The following is a 17,998-nucleotide window of genomic DNA, read 5'->3' on the forward strand; positions in this document are numbered from 1 at the left end:
CACCTCCCGATCGCGGTCACCGCAACGGCGGCGTCCGCCCGTAGACGTCCTTGCTGCGCTGGTAGGCGCTCTTCTCCAGTTTCAGCGCCCCGGCCCGTGCCTCGGCCAGGTCGGCCGCACTCAGCATCCGGGCGCTGGTGAGCTCGAGCGTCTCCTTGGTCGGGTCGTTGCCGTAGAACCCCACCCGGACGTTGCCGACACCCGGCGCGTAGTACTTCAGCTGATGGGCACCCGGCTCGTCCTGGCTGTACTCGTCGGTGACCAGGACACCGGTGAAGCACCCGGCTGCGACACACGTGCGCTGGTTGGTGCGGTACGTCTTGGCCCGGTCCGACCAGCCGACCGCCGGCCCCCAGCCCTGTGAGTAGCTTGGTCCACCGACGACCGGATTCGCCGTGACCGTGATTCCCGCCCGGGCGCCCTTCACGCCGTGGATCCAGGCCGGGCTCTCGACCACTTTCCCTTCCTCGTACACCTCGGGGTACTGGCCGAAATGCCAGACGTCGCCGTTGTCGGCCTGCGCGAAGTACGCCAGTTCGGCCTCTTCGAGTACGCCGTCGCTGTAGTCGCGTTCCCAGATCGCCACGGTGCGGACGCCGTCGATGACCTTGGTCAGGTCCGTGACGATGAACGTGACGGAGTGCCGGATCACTTCGCCGTCCTCGATCGTCTGGCCGCGGAACGTCATCCGCATCCCCGGCCGCAGCGGGAACCACTTGTTGGTGACAGCGGTGGAGCGGGCGAAGGCGGACCGGTTGTACCCAGGTTGCGGAACGAACTCGGTCGTCGGTTTCGGTGCAGGCGTCCGGGACGCCGGCGTGGTCGGCACCGAGGCCGTGGAATCGTCCGGCGGCGAGGTGCTGACGGGTGCGCTGCTGACTGGTGAGGTGGGCGGCGCGACCGACGGCGAGGGCGCTTGGCCACCCGCCGGATCGTCGGAGCTGCAGGCCACGAGGGCCCCGGGACCGGCGAGACCGGCCGTGAGCAACAGAACGTGTGTGATGCGAAGACGCCGCATCCGGATCCCTCCCCCATGCGGCACCGCGGTCGCAGGCCTGATGGCCTGTCCCCCAACCAGGTGCCTTTGGTTGGAGTGTCGCGCGCCGGAGCCGCGACGAGAAGAGGTCCCGGCGAATTGCGACGTTCGGTGCGATCGAGCTCTTGCCGATCAGGGAAGGCTGTGCTCACCATGACAGGAAGGCGCACGGACAACGGAACACGTCGTACGGCCGTGGGGTGCGCCGGTCAGGGGGCGTTCATGGGGGACGTGGGAGTCGTCGCGTCCGGGCAGGGCGGCTGATCATGGCCGCCGGTCCGGCGCTCGTGGCGTCGGAACTGCGCAAGACGTACGGCCGGATCGTCGCGGTGGAGTCGCTCGATCTCGAGGTCGCCGCCGGAACCGTGCTGGGCTTTCTGGGCCCCAACGGTGCGGGCAAGACGACCGCGATCCGCATGCTCACCACGATCCTCCCCGCTGACGGTGGGTCGTTCACGGTCGCCGGTGTGCCGCACAGCCGGCCCGCGAAGATCCGTCGCCGGGTCGGGGTGCTGCCGGAGAGCGCCGGCTATCCCCCGGCGCAGTCCGGTGAGGAATGGTTGTGCTACCACGCCGAGCTGTACGGACACAGCCGCGCCGATGCCCGCCGTACGGCGCGCCGATTGCTGGCCGACGTCGGCCTGGCCGAGCGCGGGTCCACGCTGATCTCGGCGTACAGCAGGGGCATGAAGCAACGACTCGGAATCGCTCGGGCCCTCGTGAACGACCCGGACGTGGTGTTCCTCGACGAACCCGCGCTCGGCCTGGACCCGATGGGCCAGGCGCAGGTGCTGGAGCTGATCGGCGGGATCGCGCGTGAACGCGGGGCGACGGTGCTGCTCAGCACCCACGTGCTGGCCGACGTCGAACAGGTCTGCGACCGGGTGGTGATCCTGAACCGGGGCAAGATCGTTGCCGAGGGCACGGTCGCCGAAGTGGTCCGCAAGGCCGCGGCGGCCAGACACGGACGGGTTCGGGTGCCGCCGGAGCAGGTCGAGCGGGCACTCACCGCACTGGCCGGCACCGACGTGCTCGCTCACGGCCAGGGGCGTGGGGCGCTTGGCGAGCTCGAGCTGAGCCTGCCGGCCGGGGTCGAGGTGGAGACCGCGGCGACGACAGCGATCTCCAGGCTGATCGCCGCCGGCGTACCGGTGCTGGGATTCTCGCTGGACGGCGGTCGGCTGAGCGACGCCTTCCTCGCCGTGACCGAGGACGCCTGATGGCCGTCGACGCGAGCGGCGGAGCGGCGCGGGTGGAGGCCGGCAAGCCTCGCCCCGAAGCGCCGGCAGGGGACGCGGCCCGGCGCAGCCGTCCTGCTTGGCTGGTGGTGACCGGCCGGGAGTTGCGCGACCTGTGGCTGGGCGGACGGGCGCTCGTGCTGCTGTTCGCCTACTCCGTCACGCTCAGCGTGACGACGTACCTGACCGCGACCAACGAGGCACTCAACTTCCTCGAGCAGCGGGAAGCGGTCAGCCTCACCCTCCAGGTGGCCGTCGCGATCGGCGTCCTGCTCACGCTGCTGGCGGCCGCTGACGCGATCAGCGGCGAACGCGAACGAGGCAGCCTCGAGTCGTTGCTGCTGGCACCGATCCCGCGATGGTCGCTCACCGTCGGGAAGGGACTGGCCGCGCTCTCGTTGTGGCTGGCCGCCTTCGTCGTGTCCGCGCCGTACGTCTGGTACCTCGGCCGCGGTGTACGCGTGGTGACCACGTCCCTGCTCAACGGCTTGCTGGTCGGCAGCCTGCTCGCGCTGGCGATGACCGGTCTGGGGCTCGTGATCAGCACCTTCGCGTCGTCGAACCGGGTCAGTCTGTCGGTGAGCGTGTTCGTGCTGCTCGCCCTGTTCGCGCCGACCCAGATGCCGTCGTCGGCGCAGCGTGGCTGGTTCGGTGACCTGCTGCTGCGCGTCGACCCGTTCACCGCGGGCCTTCGCTACCTCGGCCGGATCATCGTCAACGCACGCACCTTCGCCCAGGAAGGTCACTGGCTGATCGGACCCGCGATCGTCGCGGGGGTCCTGGTCGTCGCCGCAGTGGCCGTCTCGACGCGGCTGCGACTGCGGACCGGAGGCCGGGGATGAAGGCGTACCTGCGGTTGACCGCCTCGATCGCCGTCGTGCTGGCGACCGGATCGGCCCCGGCCACCGTCGGGGCGGATCCGGTTGCCGTCACGCTGGACCGGGCCGAGGCGAGTATCGGACTCGGCCAGACCCTGCGCTTCACCTCGCAGGTGCGCAATCCGGGTGAGCAGGACGCGGCCGGCATCATCGCGCACCTCAACGTCTTCGCCACCGACCCGGGCGTCTACGTCGACCCGGAGGACTGGTCAGGCGAGCGCACGCAGTACCTCGATCCGATCGCCGGCGGCGAGACGGAGACACTCGAGTGGGAGCTGCAGGCGGTGAACTCCGGGCGCTTCGTCGTGTACGTCGCGCTCAGCACCGACCAAGCCGCCGCCCCGGTGACCTCGAGCAAGTCGCTGCAACTGAGTGTGGCTCAGGAACGGACACTCGACACCGGCGGAGCCGCTCCAGTCGCCGCCGGCGTCCCGGCGGTGGTCGCGCTGCTGATGGGCGTCGCGATCTTGCGCCGCCGACGTCGGCGACCCGCTAACAGCTGAGATGCGGTCAACGGCTCTTCCCGGACACCTTGTTCGACGTGGTGACCGCATCCTCAACGCGCGCTCGCCGAATGCCGTTCGGCATCGGCCCGCTCACCCCGGACTACGTCGACGGGCTGGTCGACCGATTGCTGTGACCTGACCGACCCTTCGGAGCAGAACCCACTGTTTCCGGAATGGTGGCCTGCTCGTTCCTGCCCCGTGACTTTCTCCCGACATGCTCGCAGGATCGGTCAAGACCTGACATGCAAACCCCTGTGCTTTCGCCACAGGCCGCCACCGGAGAGGTTCTTCCCATGTCGCAGTTGTCTTCCCATCTGCCGCGCCGCCGCTTCCTCGCCCTCGGCGGGATCGCCGCGGGGTCGGCGATCCTGGCCGCCGAGCCGGCCTCGGCGCGGTTGGTCGAGCCGGCCGGACAGGTCGTGCTGCCCAGCTACGCGTTCACCCTGGGGGTCGCCTCCGGGGACCCGAAGCCCGACGGGGTGGTGCTCTGGACGCGGTTGGCACCGGAGCCGCTGGCGCTGGACGGGCGCGGCGGTATGCCCGACCGCTCGGTGAACGTTCGCTGGGAGGTCGCTGAGGACGAGCGCTTCCGCCGGATCGTCCGCCGCGGTGTCGAGCGGGCCACCCCTGCCTGGGGCCACTCGGTGCACGCCGAAGTCCACGGTCTCCGGCCGGATCGCGTGTACTGGTACAGGTTCCGCATCGCGGACCAGGTGAGCCCGGTGGGCCGCACCCGTACGGCGCCGCGACCCTCGAGCGCGCTCCAGTCGATGAGCTTCGCGTTCGTGAGCTGCCAGGCGTACACCGATGGCTTCTTCACCGCGTACGACCATCTGGCCGCGGAGGACCTCGATCTCGTCGTGCACCTCGGCGACTACATCTACGAGGGCGCTGGGGCGGGGTCGATCGGGCGGGCGCACCTGCCGGCCGCGGAGACCTTCTCACTGACGGACTACCGGATCCGCTACGCGCAGTACAAGCTCGACCCGGCACTGCAGGCCGCGCACGCGGCGGCCCCTTGGGTGGTCGCGCCCGATGACCACGACGTGGAGAACAACTGGGCCGGCGACCACTCGCAGCCCGACACCGAGCCGGACCAGGACCCAGCGGTGTTCCGGCTCCGGCGGGCCGCGGCGTACCAGGCGTACTACGAGAACCTGCCGCTGCGTGCGTCGTCGATTCCGCGCGGCCCGGAGATGCAGGTGTACCGGCGGCTCCAGTTCGGCGACCTGTTGCAGCTCAACGTGCTCGACACCCGGCGGTTCCGCGACCGGCAGCTGACCGACCAGTCCCTGCGCTGGGACCCGAACCGGCAGATGCTGGGTGCCGAGCAGGAGGCGTGGCTGCTCGACGGCCTCGGCTCGTCCACCGCACGCTGGAACGTGCTGGGCAACCAGACCTTCGCGATGGAAGCCGACCACACCGCCGGTCCGGCTGAGACCTTCGGAATGGACCCCTGGGACGGGTACGCCGCCGCCCGCCAGCGGCTCTTCGACGGAGTGGCGGCGCGGAGTGTCGACAACTTCCTCATCGTCACCGGCGACGCGCACCGCAGCGTGGCCGCGGACCTCAAGCTGAACTTCGCCGACCCGGCGTCCCGCACGGTCGGCACCGAGTTCCTCGGTACGTCGATCAGCTCCGGAGGCAACGGCACCGCGATGGACGCCCTCGGCGTGACCTGGCTGGCGGAGAACCCGCACATGAAGTTCCACAACTCCCAGCGCGGCTACCAGGTCTGCCACCTCGGCCGGCACGAGATGCGCACCGACTATCGCGTCGTGCCGTTCGTCAACGCCCCGGGCGCCCCGGTGAAGACGCAGGCCAGCGTCTACGTGGAGAACGGCCGCGCCGGCGTGGCTCACGTGACGACGTAGCGGCGCCCCGTTCCGATCACCGAATCGGCGACGAGCTCCCAAGCCTCTTGGCGGTCGAGAAACTCAACCAGTCGGCGTTTGACAACTTGGACCGCGTCACCGGTCAATGTCGACAGCAACGCCCGCAGACCCGTGCCAGTGACGAACGCCCACGCCGTCTCCTCAGTCAGATCCACTCGATGCGTCACGGTCCGGAGTTCGACCTCCTGCAAACCGATGCGTTCGAGCCAGTCCGCCAGCAACTCCGGGCTGTCGAGCCACCGATCGGTTCGCACCGGCGAGGTCACCTCCGGCCGGACGGTTCGCACCGCCTCGTACACCAGCCCCACGAATCCCATCGCACCGCGGTTCCAGGTCGAGGCCGCGAACCGGCCTCCTGGTCGCAACTGGGAGACCAGATGCCGACCGTCGCGGTCGGGCTCGGGCAGGAAGAAGGCGCCGTAGCCGCAGAGCACGACGTCGTACGGGCGATCAGACCTCCACGTAGTCACATCTGCCACATGTGCGTGCAGGTGGTGGAGACCGGCGTGGTCCGCAGCGACCTCCAGCCGTCGCACCAGCTGCTCGGTCAGGTCCACGGCGTCGACGTGCCCCGTCCTTCCGACGCTACGCGCTGCTGGGAGGGCAGAACCGCCCGCGCCTGAGCAGGCATCGAGTACGCGATCACCGGGCCGGGGTGACGCGGTTTCGGCCAGTTCGGCGCCCAGCGGTGCCCACAGGAGAGGTGACCACCGGAGGAAGTCGTCGGCATCCGCGTCGTAGACGGGTGACATGCGGCGACTCTACATGATAATGATTATCATTTCATAGACTGCGGCGCAGAGCCCCCACCACGCTGTCGAAGTGTTCTCGAACGATCACGAGGTCGAATGGATGACAGACCCACCCGATTGGCAGGACTGGCAACGGCGCTGGGATCGCCAGCAAAGCAACTACCTGCCTCAGCGCGAGCACACTATGAGCCTGATGCTCGACATCGTCGAGAAGACGACCGGCCCGATCCCTCGGTTGCTCGACCTCGGCTGCGGCCCGGGGTCGCTTCTCACCCGGGCCGCTCGCCGCTTCCCCGGCAGCGATCTGGTCGGCGTCGATCTCGATCCGTTCCTGCTCGAGATCGCACAGAACGTCGTCCGCAACCGCAGCGTGTTCCTCCAGGCGGACTTCTGTCAGGACGGGTGGGACCTTCAGCTCGGGCCACGGCGATTCGACGCCGTGTGCTCGGCCAGCGTGATCCACTATCTCCACCGACGCCAGCTGGGCCCGCTGATGGAGACGCTCGCCCGGCGCCTCCGTCCTGGTGGGGTGCTCATCATCGCCGACACGTTCCGGCTCGGTCCCCAGAATCGACCTCGCCTGGATCAGCTCGCCGTGGATCTTCGCCGGCACCTGTGGGACGGCGACTGCGATGCCGGCACCGAGACCTGGACGCAGTGGTGGGAGTCGGCCCGAGCCGAACCGGCGTTCGATGAACTGTTCCGCCAACGCGAGCAGGCGGTCGCCGGCCTCGCCGACCACGAGGACGAACTGACGCTGGACTTGGTGACCGCCGCACTGGAACAGGCCGGTTTCAGCGAAGTAGCCACAGTCGACCAGACAGCCGACCACCACTTGATCGCAGCGGTCGGCTGAACCAGCGACAGGTCAAACACCTGCCCCATCAGGTCACGCGCACTCTCCGCAAGTGTCGGGAGCTCGCCAGGTGGACTCGTTGACCCTAAGCACCGAACAATCCTGAATCGTTGGGTGCGGCAATGAATCGAGGCGGTGAAGATGGTGCGAGGTAGGTCGCGCTCGGGGCTCCGGTGTGCGGGGACAGTTCGACCACTGCGTCAACGGCGTAAACCTGCTGGATCAGGGTCGCGGTCAAGACATCCGCCGGAATGCCAGTCGCGACGACTCGGCCCTGGGCGAGAACCGCGAGGCGATCGCAGAACCGCGCGGCGAGGTTGAGGTCGTGCAGAGCCGTGACGACCGTGAGCCCGACGCCACGCAGGACGGCAAGCGTTTCGAGTTGATAGCGGATGTCGAGGTGGTTCGTCGGCTCGTCGAGCACGATGGTTTCCGGTTCCTGAGCCAGCGCCCGGGCAAGCTGGGCGCGTTGCCGTTCGCCGCCGGACAAGGTCTGCCAAGTGCGAGTCCGGTAGTCGCTCATTCCGGTGACCGCGAGCGCATACTCGATCGCAGCGTGGTCGGCCCGGCCGAGCGGCGCGAAAGTCCCTCGGTACGGCGTACGGCCGAGGGCGACGGTCTCGTCCACCGTGATGTCGGAGTGGACCTCCGGGGACTGCTCGACGATGGCCAGCCGGCGTGCGACAGTACGCCGGGCAGCACCCCGCACAGGCTGTCCGCCGAGCAGAACGGTCCCCCGGTCCGGACGCCGAAGGCCGGCCAGGATGCGAAGCAGCGAGGTCTTGCCCGCGCCGTTGGGACCGAGGATGCCGAGCACCTCCCCCGCCCGCGCTTCGAGGTCCACTCCGTCGAGGATGCGGACGCCGCCCGCCGTCCAATCGATGCCGGAGGCAATCAAAGCGGTCACTGCCGGGCCGCCTTGCGGAGGACGAGCGCGAACACCGGTGCACCGATCAGCGCGGTGATCACCCCGACCGGTACCTCGCGCGGCGAGAAGGCCGTCCGGGCGAACGCGTCGACCCAGATCAGGAAGATCGCCCCGCCGAGACCGGTCAGCGGCAACAGGAGCCGATGCGTTCCACCGGTGAGCAGCCGCACGATGTGCGGCACCAGCAGCCCGATGAACCCGATCGCGCCGGACGCGGCCACCGCCGCCGCGGTCATGACGGCGGTGAGGACCATCAAAACGACCCTGACCTTGGTGACATCGATTCCCAGCGAGGCCGCGGTGTCCCAGCCGAAAATGAATGCGTCCAGCGCTGGAGCGAAGAACAGGCAACACACTGCGCCGACCAGGATGACCACGGCCGCAACGGTCAGCGACGGCCATCGCGCACCACCGAGCGAGCCGAGCAACCAGTAGGTGAAGGCCCGGGTGGCATCCGCGTCACCGTCGAGCATGAGCACCAGCGAGGTGAGCGCCGAGAAGAACTGCGACACCAGTACGCGGTCAGCACCACCCGCGCAGGGTTGGACACCCGTCCACCCCCGATCAGCAGCAAAACGATCGCAAACGCGCTCAACGCTCCGGCGAAGGCGCCCACGGACAACGTGACAGCACCCGATCCGAGGCCGAGGATCATCACCGACACCGCACCCGTCGAGGCCCCCGAGGAGACCCCGAGCAGGTACGGCTCGGCGAGCGGGTTCCGCGTGATCGACTGCAACACCGCTCCACACACCGACAGGCCCAACCCGATCACCCCCGCGAGCAGCACCCGCGGCAGCCGCGACTCCCAGATCAGCGCGTCGATCAGTGGGGACGGCGCCGGAACAGGCGCCAGGCCGCCAAGCCGGAGATGGCGCAGGATGATGCCCAGTACGTCGGCAGCGCCGATGTTCGCCGTACCGACGAAGGCCGCTACGACGATCGTGACCACCAGGGCGCCGGCAAAGGAACTGACGAGCAGAGTCGAGCGAACCAGGCCGGTGGATCCGCGTCGTCCAGCGACCGGCTCCGGGGCCGCAGTGTCGGCCGTAGGCGGATCCAGGAGCTTCGTCATCGCCGCGCGAACACAACGACGTCGTCGTAGTGCCGCCAGATGGTCCCGGTCTCGCTGAACCCCGCAGCCCTGAGCGCCTCCAGGTGCAGCCCGAGCGACGCATGCGGCGTCGGTGGCCGATCCGCGAACCTGCGTTCACGCTCGGGCAATCGCTGCCCGAGCTCGGGAATCTCGACGGCGTCGGCCCACCATTCGTCCCAGGTCTGCGCTCCACCGGCGTGGGCCAGGGCCTGGGTCTGCACGTCGTCCAACGCGGCGATTTCGGTGAGGAACGGCTGGGACCGCGGGTCGTAGCGGAGATGATCGGCGTTCATGAACACGCCCTCCGCAGGCAACAGCTCCCCGAGGGCCGCATAAACCGCTACGAGCTCGGCCGGCTTCAGCCAGTGCAGAGCGGTCGACGACACGGCGGCGTGCACCGGTCCGGCCGGGAGTTGCTGGATCCAAGCCGCTCCGGCCAGATCAGCATCGACCGCGGTGAAGCGGTCGCCGTACCGGCCGGTGAGCCAGGTGCCGGCGAGGGTGAGCAGGACCGGATCGTAGTCGAGGCCGATCACGCGAGCGCCGGGAAAGCGCTCCAGGATCCGCCCGCCGAGACTTCCCGGACCGCACGCGAGGTCGAGCACGGTCAGCCCCGTGCCGTCGTCGGTGAAGTCGTCCGAGCCGGCACAAAGCCGCGCCAGGACGTCGCCGATGATCGCGAAGCGCTGCTCACGATGGTTGATGTAGGCGGCCTGCTGGTCGTCCCAGCGCTGGACGAGCCGCTCGATCGCCTTCGGCGTACCGGTCATCGCGGCGCCCCCAGCTTCACGAGTCCCTGCGCGACCGCGGAGATCGCCTCCACACTGTGGATCGACGGATCCATCGCCTGCCCGGGTACGACGATGAACCGGTCGTTGCGCACGGCATCCATCTTGTTCGTCAACGGGTCACGCTTGAGGAACGCGATCTTCTCCTTGGCCGTGTCGCCCGGGTAACCACGGGTCAGGTCGGCCAGCACGATCACGTCCGGTTTTCGCGCCGCGATCTCGTCCCAGCTGACCTCGGGCCACTTGGTCGAGGCGTCGTCGAACAGATTCTCGGCCCCGAGCATCTCGGTCACCGTCTGCGGCAGGCCGCCCGGGCCTGCCACCGATGGGGTGGCCGACGACGCCGCGGTCGAGTAGAACCACACCAGCTTGGGCTTGCCGACGACCTGCTCCGCGAGCTTCTGCCCCTTGTCCACCACGGCCTGCTGATCCGCGACCAGCTTCTCGCCCGCTTCCCGGACACCGAACACCTTCGCGATCGCCCGGAACTCGTCGAACAGCATCTCGAACTTCGCACCGCCCGCCACGGACGCGTGATAGGTGCAGTCGAACTCGGTCAGGTACGTCGGAACCCCGAGTTTGTGCAGCTCGGCCCGCTCCCCCGCGTTCTGCGCGGTCAGGAACGACGCGAACGACGAGTAGACGAAGTCCGGCTGCGCCTCGAGCAACGTCTCGTGCTTGAGCAATCCCTTGTTGAGCAGGGGAATTTTCCGGTACGCCGCCGCGATGTCGGCAGGCACCGGATCGGTCTCGTACGCCGTACCGACCATCCGGTCACCGAGCCCCAGCCGAATCATGATCTCCGTCGCGGACTGGTTGAGCGACACCGCACGCGTAGGCGCCCGAGGCACGATCACCTGCGCCCCGCAGTTGTCGAAACTGAGCGGGTAGGAGGTCGTCGAGTCCTTCCCGCCGGCAGCGCCAACGGGCGCCGGGCCCTCCGTCCCGCCGCATGCCGTGACCGCGAGTAGCGCACCGCTGACTATGCTAATGATAGTCGTTTTCATTTTCACGCCCGGAGCTTAGCTGCCAGGCCCACCACTTCGTCAAGGCCGCGTAGCGGAGCTCACGGGCGTGGGCCTGATCCCCGCCTGGGCACGGCGTGAGCTCGGCCACGACGGCTGACTTGATGGCTCAGGCAGGATGGACTCACTGTGTACGGCGGCCATCCTCGAGAGATCGTGTCTGACGTTCTTCCCTTCCGGACCAATCGCCGGCCATCAGAACCAGTTCCTGGTGAGTGATCTCCTCGATGCTCCAACCGGCGAAGTTGTCATCGCGTCGCCACGCCAGTGCACATTCTTCGGTGAAAAGCATCAACGTGACCTCAGTCAGGTGAACGACCCCCAGACCGGGAGCGATCCGGACCTCCGCCGTCCTCATGCCATGATCCGCGTCGCGTCGAAGATGAATGGCCGGGAACAAGTCTTCGCCGCGTTCGAGGTCGTACGACACCACTGAGTCCCCTGCATACGGGAGATACAGAAGTCGGCCGAGCTCGTCGTTCAGGAGCAGTACCCCAGCGGTGATGTCGGCGTCCACATCCAGCGGTAGTTCGAGGTCTTCGCTCCTTGCCAGTCGCAGGATCGCTGGCGACCCGCCGCTGAGCACGACCGACCCCCAACACCCGAGGCTGGCTGTGCCGGCTGTGAGCGGCACTATGTGCAGTGGCACGTCATCCTCCTGGCCGGAACCATCGGGCATCGCCGCCGAGTTCGGAAACGGCGTTCCACAGGGCACGGTCGCCGGCGATCAACGGGATACCTCGTTCCAGTGTTCGGGCGGCCCCCAACGACTTTACTGCCGACGTATCCAGCAGTACGTCAGCCGCGCGCCGTTGCCCGACGGCGTCGTAGGCTCTGCACCGCCATCCGCAACCGGCTCACCTGTCGTGAACTCGCGGCTTGACCTAGAGCGCACTCCAGCAGCGAGGCTGGGGCAATGGACACCCCCACGATGGCTCTCGGGACCATGTACTTCGGCACCAGGGTCGACGAACGGACCGCTTTCTCGATCCTCGACCGGTACGCCGAACTGGGCGGAGCCTTCATCGACACTTGCAACAACTACACCTTCTGGACCTCCGAGACGGGCTTCGGCGGGCAGAGCGAGGCGCTGCTGGGCCGTTGGCTGGCGTCCAATCCCGGGGTACGCGTCCGCCTCAGCACCAAGGTTGGCGCCCAGCCCACGCGGGTCGGCGGGTTCCCCGACCACCTCGAAGGCCTGCGCGAGGACGTCGTACGCGCAGCCATGGCACAAAGCTTGGAGCGGCTGGGCGTGGATGGTGTGGACCTGTACTGGGCGCACGTCGAAGACCCGGCTGTTCCAGTGGAGGATCTGGTCGAGACGTTCGGCGGCCTGGTCCGTGACGGCCTGACCGCTCGCTGGGGCGTGTCGAACCACCCGTCCTGGCTGCTCGAACGGATCCGGGCCACTGCCGAACGCGCCGGCCACCCGCAGCCAAGCGCCTACCAGGAGCGGTACTCCTACCTTCAGCCCGCCGGCGGCATGGCCGTGGAGGGCCAGCCGATCCCGCTGGGAATGCTGTCACCGGACGGCCTCGACTTCCTGCGACGCAACCCGTCGTTCGACGGTTGGGTCTACACCGCCACCCTTCAGGGCCGGTACGACCGCAACGACCGTCCACTCGAGACCGAGTACCGCCACCCCGGCACCGAACGACGGCTGGCGGCGCTGGACCGTGTCGCCACTGCGCGCGGACTCCGACCGGGCCAGGTGGTGCTCGCGTGGCTGACCTCCGGGAAACCGACCCTGACGCCGATCGTCGGAGTCAGCAGCGTCGAACAGGTCGAGCAGGCCATGGAAGGCGCGTCCACCCTCCTCACCGAGGATGAACTGGCAGCGCTCGACGCCGCATAGGCGACGACGATTCAGCGGACGGTGAGGGTGAAGACTCCGCTGTAGGTGGCGTCGGCGGTCGCGGTGGCGGGGATCCACCACCGGAACTGCGTCGCGCCGCGCTTGTTCCACGGGAAAGCGAGGAGGCCTCGGCCGGCGTACAAGGTCTTGTACGCGACGCCCTGCCAAGCGCCGGAGGCGTTCTTGAACTGCAGAGCCGCCTTCTGAGTGCCGGCCGGGTCGACCCAGAGGTAGGCCTGCGGCTGGGTGCCGAACGTGATCACCGGGTTGATGAACTTGGCCGACACCACCCGAGTGGTCGCCCGGACCGACGTGCTGCCGCCGATCACCCCGTACGACGCGCGGCCGTCGCTCGCCGAATTGAGCCGGAGCACCCGGTACTCGCGGTGGCCGGGGTTCTTCACAATGGCGGTGTACTTGCCGGAGGCATCGGTCTTGGTGGAGCCGACCGTCGTCCAGGCCGCGGCCGGTGACGTCCGCTGCTGGATGACCACCGGCTGGTTCTGCACCGGCCCGGTGATCTCCTCGCACATCTGCGGCCTGCCCTGCTCGCGCAGCGTCGACCCGGTCATCACACCGGTCAGCGTCGTGGTCTCGCCGTACTTGGTCGCGGTCGGCCCCGCGATCGTGATGCTCTTGGTCGTTTCGCCGCGAGGGATCGGGCCGAAGGTAGTCCCCCACTCGTTGCGGACTTCGATGTGCACGTTGTACGGCTTGGCCGGGTTCGGCACCGTGCCGGTTGGGGCGGTGGTCTGCGGAAGGTCGACCGCGTCGCAGGCGGCGGTGGTGCTCGAGCTGTCGGCGGTCCGCAGCTGCGGCGCGTAGGTGTAGATCCTCGGCAGGTCGAGCGGATCGTCCGGCGTCGGGTCGGTGGTGGTGTCGGCCGGCAGCGTCCACCGGACCGTGTCGCCGGCGGTGAACGCCACGGTCACGCCACCGCCGGCGTAGTTGAACCGGTCGAAGTCCTTCGACCGGCCCGGCGTTGCGGAACCGTCCGTCACCTCGATCCAGTTCGTCTCCGCCCGCTCCGTGGTGACGGCGAAGACGGCCGAGTCGAGCAGGTACTCGTTGTTTTGCCCGATGGTGGTGTGTCCGAACACGAAGACGTCCGGACTACTGTTGCTGTGCAGCACCAGCGTGTTCGCGGCCGGCGCGGACTCGGTCCAGGTGATCCGGATGGTGGTGTGCTCGGCGTCGGCCCACGCGATCTGGACATTCGCCACGCCCCCGGCCCGTACAGATCCGGCGGACGCGGTCTGCGCCCCCAGCACGGTCACCAGCGCCGCCGCCCCCGCGAGCGCGATCGATCTCTTCAGCATTGTGGCCCCCTCCGTACCAGTCACGATGCACTCGCCGGCCGGAAAGTTGCGACGTCACCGGACGGTCATGACGTGGGCCAAGGACCCGGCGCCAAGTCACCGCTCAGCGGCATCACCGACGGAAGCACCCGCGGGTGCGCCGCCGATTCGATGGCAGGGGCAGCCGGGCCACCGACAGGTGGCCCGGCCAGACGCGTCCCTCAGCGCTTGCGCGCGCTCTTCGAAGCCTTCTTGGCACCGGCCTTCTTCGCCGTGGTGGTCTTGCCGGTCGACTTCTTCGCCGGCGACTTCTTGGCCGTCGCCTTCTTCGTGACACTGGCCGACACGTTCTTCTTGACCGCCTGCGCCGTCGCCTTCACCGTGCCCTTCACGTCCTGCACAGTCGAATAAGTGCCGAACAACGCAGGGTCGGGCGGCGGCGCAGTACCAGGACCACCGAGCGGCTCAGGATCAAGCAGATACTCCAACGGATCATCGCCCTCGGTCCAGCCACCACTCGGACCATCGGTACCGTCCGACAGACCCCAAATGGTGCGATTGTGCACCTGGTCCTCCTCGTCGAAGAACGCATTCGGCACGATCGCAGTCTCCAAACCGTCAGCCTCCAGCTCCTCGATCGCCTTCAGCCACTGCTTCTGATGAACAGTGTCCCGCGCGAGATTGAACTGCAACATCGCCTTCACACCAGGATCATCGGTCATGTTGTACAAGCGAGCGGTCTGCAACCGGCCCTGCGCCTCCGCAGCCGCATTCGCCCGGAAATCCGCCAACAGATTGCCGCTGGCAACAATGTAGCCACCGTTCCACGGAACACCCTGACAATTGGCCGGCAGCGCCCCACCACCGGCCATGATCGCCTGCAACGGATCCATCCCGCCCAGCACAGCCGCCATCACCGGATCCTCCACCGCCTCCGCCGTCATCGTGGCCGGCGCCCCCTCGAGCAACCGGGCAACCATCGTGGCGAGCATCTCCACATGACCGATCTCCTCGGTCGCCGTGTCCATCAACAAATCCTTGTACTTGCCCTCCATCCGGCAGTTCCAGCCCTGGAACAAGTACTGCATCGTCACACTCATCTCGCCGTACGCACCCCCCACCAGCTCCTGCAGCTTGCGCGCGTACACCGGATCAGGACGCTCAGGCTTGGCCTCGAACTGCAATCGCTTGGTATGCCGGAACATGCCAACTCCTTCGTCGACGGTCACTACCACCACGGACAGAACGCGTCCCGGTACCCACGCCCCGCAGCGAAACACAGCTCGCCTTCTGCACTCCGGAAAACATCTTGTCGAACACTGTTGTACGAGTTACGGTATCGCCAAGTACTCGAACAGAGGTGTTCGAGTTGTCAGGGAGGCGGCCATGATCGAGGAAGCGAAAGGAACCCCACCGGCCGGCCCAGCCGCGCCATCTGCAACCCCGGCGCCGAGCAGAGTCAAGCGGGCCGGCTGGTTGGCCGCCCCGCCGAGTACGCCGCGAAACACACTCACTGACGCGGCCTTCATGGACGGAGAAAGGAAGACACGGTGACGAAGCCGAACACCACGACTGAAGCCAACGCGCGGCGGCGGCCCGTGCTGGGCTATTGGCCGGTCGCCCTGGGGGTGGCGGCCGCGACCTTCCAAATCCTGACCGGAGTGGTCGCCGAGGCGGTGGCCATGACGGTCGCGGTCGCCGCCAGTTGCTATCTGGCCGCGGCAGCCGTAGGCCTGCCCTGGATCGCCTGGGCCGGCGTGCTCACCGGCTCGCTCGTGGTCACCGTCAGCGAGTTCGCCGCCGTTCCTTGGTGGCTGGGGCTGTCCGTCTACGCTGCCGTCCTCGTCCTGGTCGGTATCGCGCGCCACGTCTCGGCCCGCCCCCTCACCGCACAGGGACTCGCGATGCTCGGGTTCGGCGGCCTGGCCGTCGTCGCGGTCCTGGTATCGCCGCGCCTTGGACTGGCCTTGGCGGGCGCCTCGCTGACCACCCATGCCCTGTGGGACTACATCCACTGGCGTCGCAACGAGGTGGTCCCTCGATCTCTGGCCGAGTTCTGCATCGTCCTGGACATTCCCTTCGGTGTCGCTGCCATCGTGTTGGCATTCACGAGCTGACCCGGTACGCAGAATTAGCGCAGGGGCCGGAAGGTGGCGCGGATGTCTTCGATGACTGCTTCGGGGTTCTCCCAGGGAGAGAAGTGGCCGCCGTGGTCGTGGGCCTTGAGGTAGACGGGGTTGTACCAGCCCTGGTGAGCGGGGTTGTCGAGGAAGTGCTGAACCCTGTTCTCGGTGGTGACCCCTGGCGGGTTCTCGTAGCCCAGGAAGGTGATGCCGGTCGGGACCTCGATGATCGGGGTCCGGTCGTGGGACGGCTGCCAGGGGTAGCGATTCGCGTTCACGTAGGACCGCAGGGAACTGGTGATGGAGTTCGTCACCCACCAGATCGTGGCGTTGGTCAGTAGATGCTCGCGCGGGAAGACGCTCTCGACGTCGCCGTTGGACTCACTCCACTTGGTCCAGCGCCGCAGGATCCACGACAGCATGCCGACCGGCGAGTCGGCCAGCCCGTAGGCGAGGTTCTGGTTGTCCAGCAGGTGTACCGCGACGTGGGCCGCGAACCGCTGTTGCAGGCCGATCGCTTCGGTACGAATCGGGTCGGGCAGTTCGGCGGGCAACACCGCGCCGCCGGTGATGTCCCAGGGGCGATCGCCTTGGAAGATGTCGAGGTGGATGGTCTGCCCGAGCCACAGGCCGTACAGCTTGTCGGCGTACTTGTGCCCGAGCTGGCTGCTGACCAGGGCTCCATAGTCCGCGCCGGCCGCGCCGTACTTGGGGTAGCCGAGGTGCTCGGTCATCAGCTGATGCCACAACTCGGCCATCTTCCAGAAGTTCATGTCCGGGCGTCCGGTCGGCGTGGAGAACGCGAAGCCGGCCAGTGAGGGCACGATCACGTCGAAGGCGTCGGCCGGGTCACCGCCGTACGCAGCCGGGTCGGTGAGCGGTCCGATCACCTTGCTCCACTCGCGGTAGCTCCAGGGCCAGCCGTGGCTCATGATCAGCGGGATCGGCGCCGGGCCTTCGCCGGCCTCCTTGACGAAGTGGATCGGCGTACCGTCGACGGTGACCCGGTACTGGTTCCACTCGTTCAGCTTCTGCTCGGCGGCGCGCCAGTCGAACTCGTTGGCCCAGTAGTCGACCAGTTCCTTCATGTACGCCGTACTGGTGCCGTAGTACTCGTCGGTGTCGTCGATGTCGGTAGGCCAGCGGGTGGCGAGCAGCCGGGTGCGGAGATCGTCGATTGTCTCCTGCGGGATCGAGACGTGGAACCTGTGTTTTTCCAGGTCGTTCATGGTGCGCGTACTCCTTGTGTGGATGAGGCTCAGTGGGTGAATTCGAGCCGGGTGCGGGTCAGGGTGCGGGTGGCGATCAGCCAGTGGCCGTCGATCTTGCGGTAGGTGACGTGGTAATGGCCCCAGCCGCGCATCGTCCGGAACGGTGCGGGCTCGGCCTCGGTGCCCTCGCCGCGGTGGATGAGGTCGGCCATCGCCCAGACCGCCTTCGCCGAGGTTGGCGATTCGATCTCGATCTCGTGGGTGAACAGCTGGTGGATCGGCTGCACGTCCCCACTGTTGCGGGCCGAGAGCAGTTCGGCGATCGCCGCGCGACCGTTCATCATGATCACCTCGTTGCCCTCGGCATCCATCGGACGGAACCAGCCGTCCGCGGTGAACAGGGCGGCCAGGTCGGTCCAGCGCCGGTGGTCGGCGTACCGGGCGTAGCGGGCTTCGAGGTTGCGGATGTCTTCGATCGCCGTCAGCGTCTCGAGGTCGAGCATCAGTTCGTCC

17 protein-coding genes and 1 pseudogene are annotated in these 17,998 nt (G+C 67.9%); 7 read left to right on the top strand and 11 right to left on the bottom strand.

What is annotated here, in order from left to right:
• Window positions 1–16: 16 nt before the first annotated feature.
• A complete protein-coding gene (locus BWI15_RS11705) occupies window positions 17–829 on the bottom strand; it encodes a hypothetical protein (protein ID WP_237771228.1) in 813 nt (270 codons plus the stop codon).
• A 473-nt stretch (window positions 830–1,302) separates the two neighbouring features.
• Between BWI15_RS11705 and BWI15_RS11710 the strand changes: the two genes are divergently transcribed.
• The 4 genes from BWI15_RS11710 (at window position 1,303) to BWI15_RS11725 (ending at window position 5,532) form a co-directional block, all read left to right on the top strand.
• Window positions 1,303–2,256: an ABC transporter ATP-binding protein gene (locus BWI15_RS11710; protein ID WP_077014346.1), complete on the top strand. Its 954-nt coding sequence runs from the start codon at window positions 1,303–1,305 to the stop codon at window positions 2,254–2,256.
• Complete coding sequence (locus BWI15_RS11715; protein ID WP_077014347.1) at window positions 2,256–3,116, top strand: ABC transporter permease; 861 nt, start codon at window positions 2,256–2,258, stop codon at window positions 3,114–3,116. The genes BWI15_RS11710 and BWI15_RS11715 overlap by 1 nt, the downstream gene beginning before the upstream one ends.
• Window positions 3,113–3,655, top strand: coding sequence for a hypothetical protein (locus tag BWI15_RS11720; RefSeq protein ID WP_077014348.1), 543 nt, complete (start codon window positions 3,113–3,115; stop codon window positions 3,653–3,655). The genes BWI15_RS11715 and BWI15_RS11720 overlap by 4 nt, the downstream gene beginning before the upstream one ends.
• Window positions 3,656–3,951: 296 nt before the next feature.
• On the top strand, window positions 3,952–5,532 hold the full coding sequence (locus BWI15_RS11725) for an alkaline phosphatase D family protein (RefSeq protein ID WP_077014349.1): 1,581 nt from the start codon (window positions 3,952–3,954) through the stop codon (window positions 5,530–5,532).
• Here the strand turns inward: BWI15_RS11725 and BWI15_RS11730 are convergent.
• Window positions 5,517–6,305, bottom strand: coding sequence for a class I SAM-dependent methyltransferase (locus BWI15_RS11730; RefSeq protein ID WP_077014350.1), 789 nt, complete (start codon window positions 6,303–6,305; stop codon window positions 5,517–5,519). The genes BWI15_RS11725 and BWI15_RS11730 overlap by 16 nt on opposite strands.
• A 100-nt stretch (window positions 6,306–6,405) precedes the next feature.
• Between BWI15_RS11730 and BWI15_RS11735 the strand changes: the two genes are divergently transcribed.
• Complete coding sequence (locus tag BWI15_RS11735) at window positions 6,406–7,161, top strand: class I SAM-dependent methyltransferase (protein WP_077014851.1); 756 nt, start codon at window positions 6,406–6,408, stop codon at window positions 7,159–7,161.
• Between the two features lie 85 nt (window positions 7,162–7,246).
• On the opposite strand, the gene BWI15_RS11740 is transcribed toward BWI15_RS11735, so the two are convergent.
• The 5 genes and pseudogenes from BWI15_RS11740 to BWI15_RS11760 form a co-directional block, all read right to left on the bottom strand.
• Complete coding sequence (locus BWI15_RS11740) at window positions 7,247–8,068, bottom strand: ABC transporter ATP-binding protein (protein WP_077014351.1); 822 nt, start codon at window positions 8,066–8,068, stop codon at window positions 7,247–7,249.
• Window positions 8,065–9,164, bottom strand: a pseudogene (locus BWI15_RS11745) (FecCD family ABC transporter permease). Before BWI15_RS11745 ends, BWI15_RS11740 begins: the two are co-directional and overlap by 4 nt.
• Complete coding sequence (locus BWI15_RS11750) at window positions 9,161–9,955, bottom strand: class I SAM-dependent methyltransferase (RefSeq protein ID WP_077014352.1); 795 nt, start codon at window positions 9,953–9,955, stop codon at window positions 9,161–9,163. Before BWI15_RS11750 ends, BWI15_RS11745 begins: the two are co-directional and overlap by 4 nt.
• Complete coding sequence (locus BWI15_RS11755) at window positions 9,952–10,980, bottom strand: ABC transporter substrate-binding protein (protein WP_077014353.1); 1,029 nt, start codon at window positions 10,978–10,980, stop codon at window positions 9,952–9,954. Before BWI15_RS11755 ends, BWI15_RS11750 begins: the two co-directional genes overlap by 4 nt.
• Window positions 10,981–11,122: 142 nt before the next feature.
• Window positions 11,123–11,647, bottom strand: a complete 525-nt coding sequence (locus tag BWI15_RS11760) for a hypothetical protein (RefSeq protein WP_143465502.1) — start codon at window positions 11,645–11,647, stop codon at window positions 11,123–11,125.
• Window positions 11,648–11,914: 267 nt separating this feature from the next.
• Between BWI15_RS11760 and BWI15_RS11765 the strand changes: the two genes are divergently transcribed.
• The gene (locus tag BWI15_RS11765) at window positions 11,915–12,853 is read left to right on the top strand and encodes an aldo/keto reductase (protein WP_077014355.1); all 939 of its coding nucleotides are present in this window, start codon (window positions 11,915–11,917) and stop codon (window positions 12,851–12,853) included.
• An 11-nt stretch (window positions 12,854–12,864) separates the two neighbouring features.
• Here the strand turns inward: BWI15_RS11765 and BWI15_RS11770 are convergent, their stop codons facing one another.
• Together BWI15_RS11770 and BWI15_RS11775 are read right to left on the bottom strand one after the other, a co-directional pair.
• On the bottom strand, window positions 12,865–14,172 hold the full coding sequence (locus BWI15_RS11770; protein WP_077014356.1) for a hypothetical protein: 1,308 nt from the start codon (window positions 14,170–14,172) through the stop codon (window positions 12,865–12,867).
• Between the two features lie 200 nt (window positions 14,173–14,372).
• Window positions 14,373–15,380 carry a manganese catalase family protein gene (locus BWI15_RS11775; protein ID WP_237771230.1) on the bottom strand — a complete coding sequence of 336 codons (1,008 nt, stop codon included), beginning with the start codon at window positions 15,378–15,380 and terminating at the stop codon, window positions 14,373–14,375.
• A 321-nt stretch (window positions 15,381–15,701) separates the two neighbouring features.
• Here BWI15_RS11775 and BWI15_RS11780 point away from each other — a divergent pair, with 321 nt between their 5' ends.
• A complete protein-coding gene (locus tag BWI15_RS11780; RefSeq protein WP_083750700.1) occupies window positions 15,702–16,268 on the top strand; it encodes a hypothetical protein in 567 nt (188 codons plus the stop codon).
• A gap of 14 nt (window positions 16,269–16,282) precedes the next feature.
• Here the strand turns inward: BWI15_RS11780 and BWI15_RS11785 are convergent, their stop codons facing one another.
• Together BWI15_RS11785 and BWI15_RS11790 are read right to left on the bottom strand one after the other, a co-directional pair.
• Entirely contained in the window at window positions 16,283–17,503 is a 1,221-nt protein-coding gene (locus BWI15_RS11785) for an epoxide hydrolase family protein (protein ID WP_077014358.1), read from the bottom strand.
• 29 nt (window positions 17,504–17,532) lie between these two features.
• Window positions 17,533–17,988 (bottom strand): nuclear transport factor 2 family protein, encoded by a 456-nt coding sequence (locus BWI15_RS11790; RefSeq protein WP_077014359.1) that lies wholly within the window; start codon window positions 17,986–17,988, stop codon window positions 17,533–17,535.
• Window positions 17,989–17,998: the final 10 nt, after the last annotated feature.

Origin of the sequence: Kribbella sp. ALI-6-A, from assembly GCF_001984195.1 — a bacterium.
GTDB lineage: Bacteria > Actinomycetota > Actinomycetes > Propionibacteriales > Kribbellaceae > Kribbella.

Bases quoted from the DNA above. Each gene is read 5' to 3' on its own strand.
- BWI15_RS11720 (WP_077014348.1), top strand. From the start codon at position 3,113: ATGAAGGCGTACCTGCGGTTGACCGCCTCGATCGCCGTCGTGCTGGCG.
- BWI15_RS11725 (WP_077014349.1), top strand. From the start codon at position 3,952: ATGTCGCAGTTGTCTTCCCATCTGCCGCGCCGCCGCTTCCTCGCCCTC.
- BWI15_RS11735 (WP_077014851.1), top strand. From the start codon at position 6,406: ATGACAGACCCACCCGATTGGCAGGACTGGCAACGGCGCTGGGATCGC.
- BWI15_RS11750 (WP_077014352.1), bottom strand. From the start codon at position 9,955: ATGACCGGTACGCCGAAGGCGATCGAGCGGCTCGTCCAGCGCTGGGAC.
- BWI15_RS11765 (WP_077014355.1), top strand. From the start codon at position 11,915: ATGGACACCCCCACGATGGCTCTCGGGACCATGTACTTCGGCACCAGG.
- BWI15_RS11710 (WP_077014346.1), top strand. From the start codon at position 1,303: ATGGCCGCCGGTCCGGCGCTCGTGGCGTCGGAACTGCGCAAGACGTAC.
- BWI15_RS11755 (WP_077014353.1), bottom strand. From the start codon at position 10,980: ATGAAAACGACTATCATTAGCATAGTCAGCGGTGCGCTACTCGCGGTC.
- BWI15_RS11730 (WP_077014350.1), bottom strand. From the start codon at position 6,305: ATGTCACCCGTCTACGACGCGGATGCCGACGACTTCCTCCGGTGGTCA.
- BWI15_RS11790 (WP_077014359.1), bottom strand. From the start codon at position 17,988: ATGCTCGACCTCGAGACGCTGACGGCGATCGAAGACATCCGCAACCTC.
- BWI15_RS11770 (WP_077014356.1), bottom strand. From the start codon at position 14,172: ATGCTGAAGAGATCGATCGCGCTCGCGGGGGCGGCGGCGCTGGTGACC.
- BWI15_RS11785 (WP_077014358.1), bottom strand. From the start codon at position 17,503: ATGAACGACCTGGAAAAACACAGGTTCCACGTCTCGATCCCGCAGGAG.
- BWI15_RS11715 (WP_077014347.1), top strand. From the start codon at position 2,256: ATGGCCGTCGACGCGAGCGGCGGAGCGGCGCGGGTGGAGGCCGGCAAG.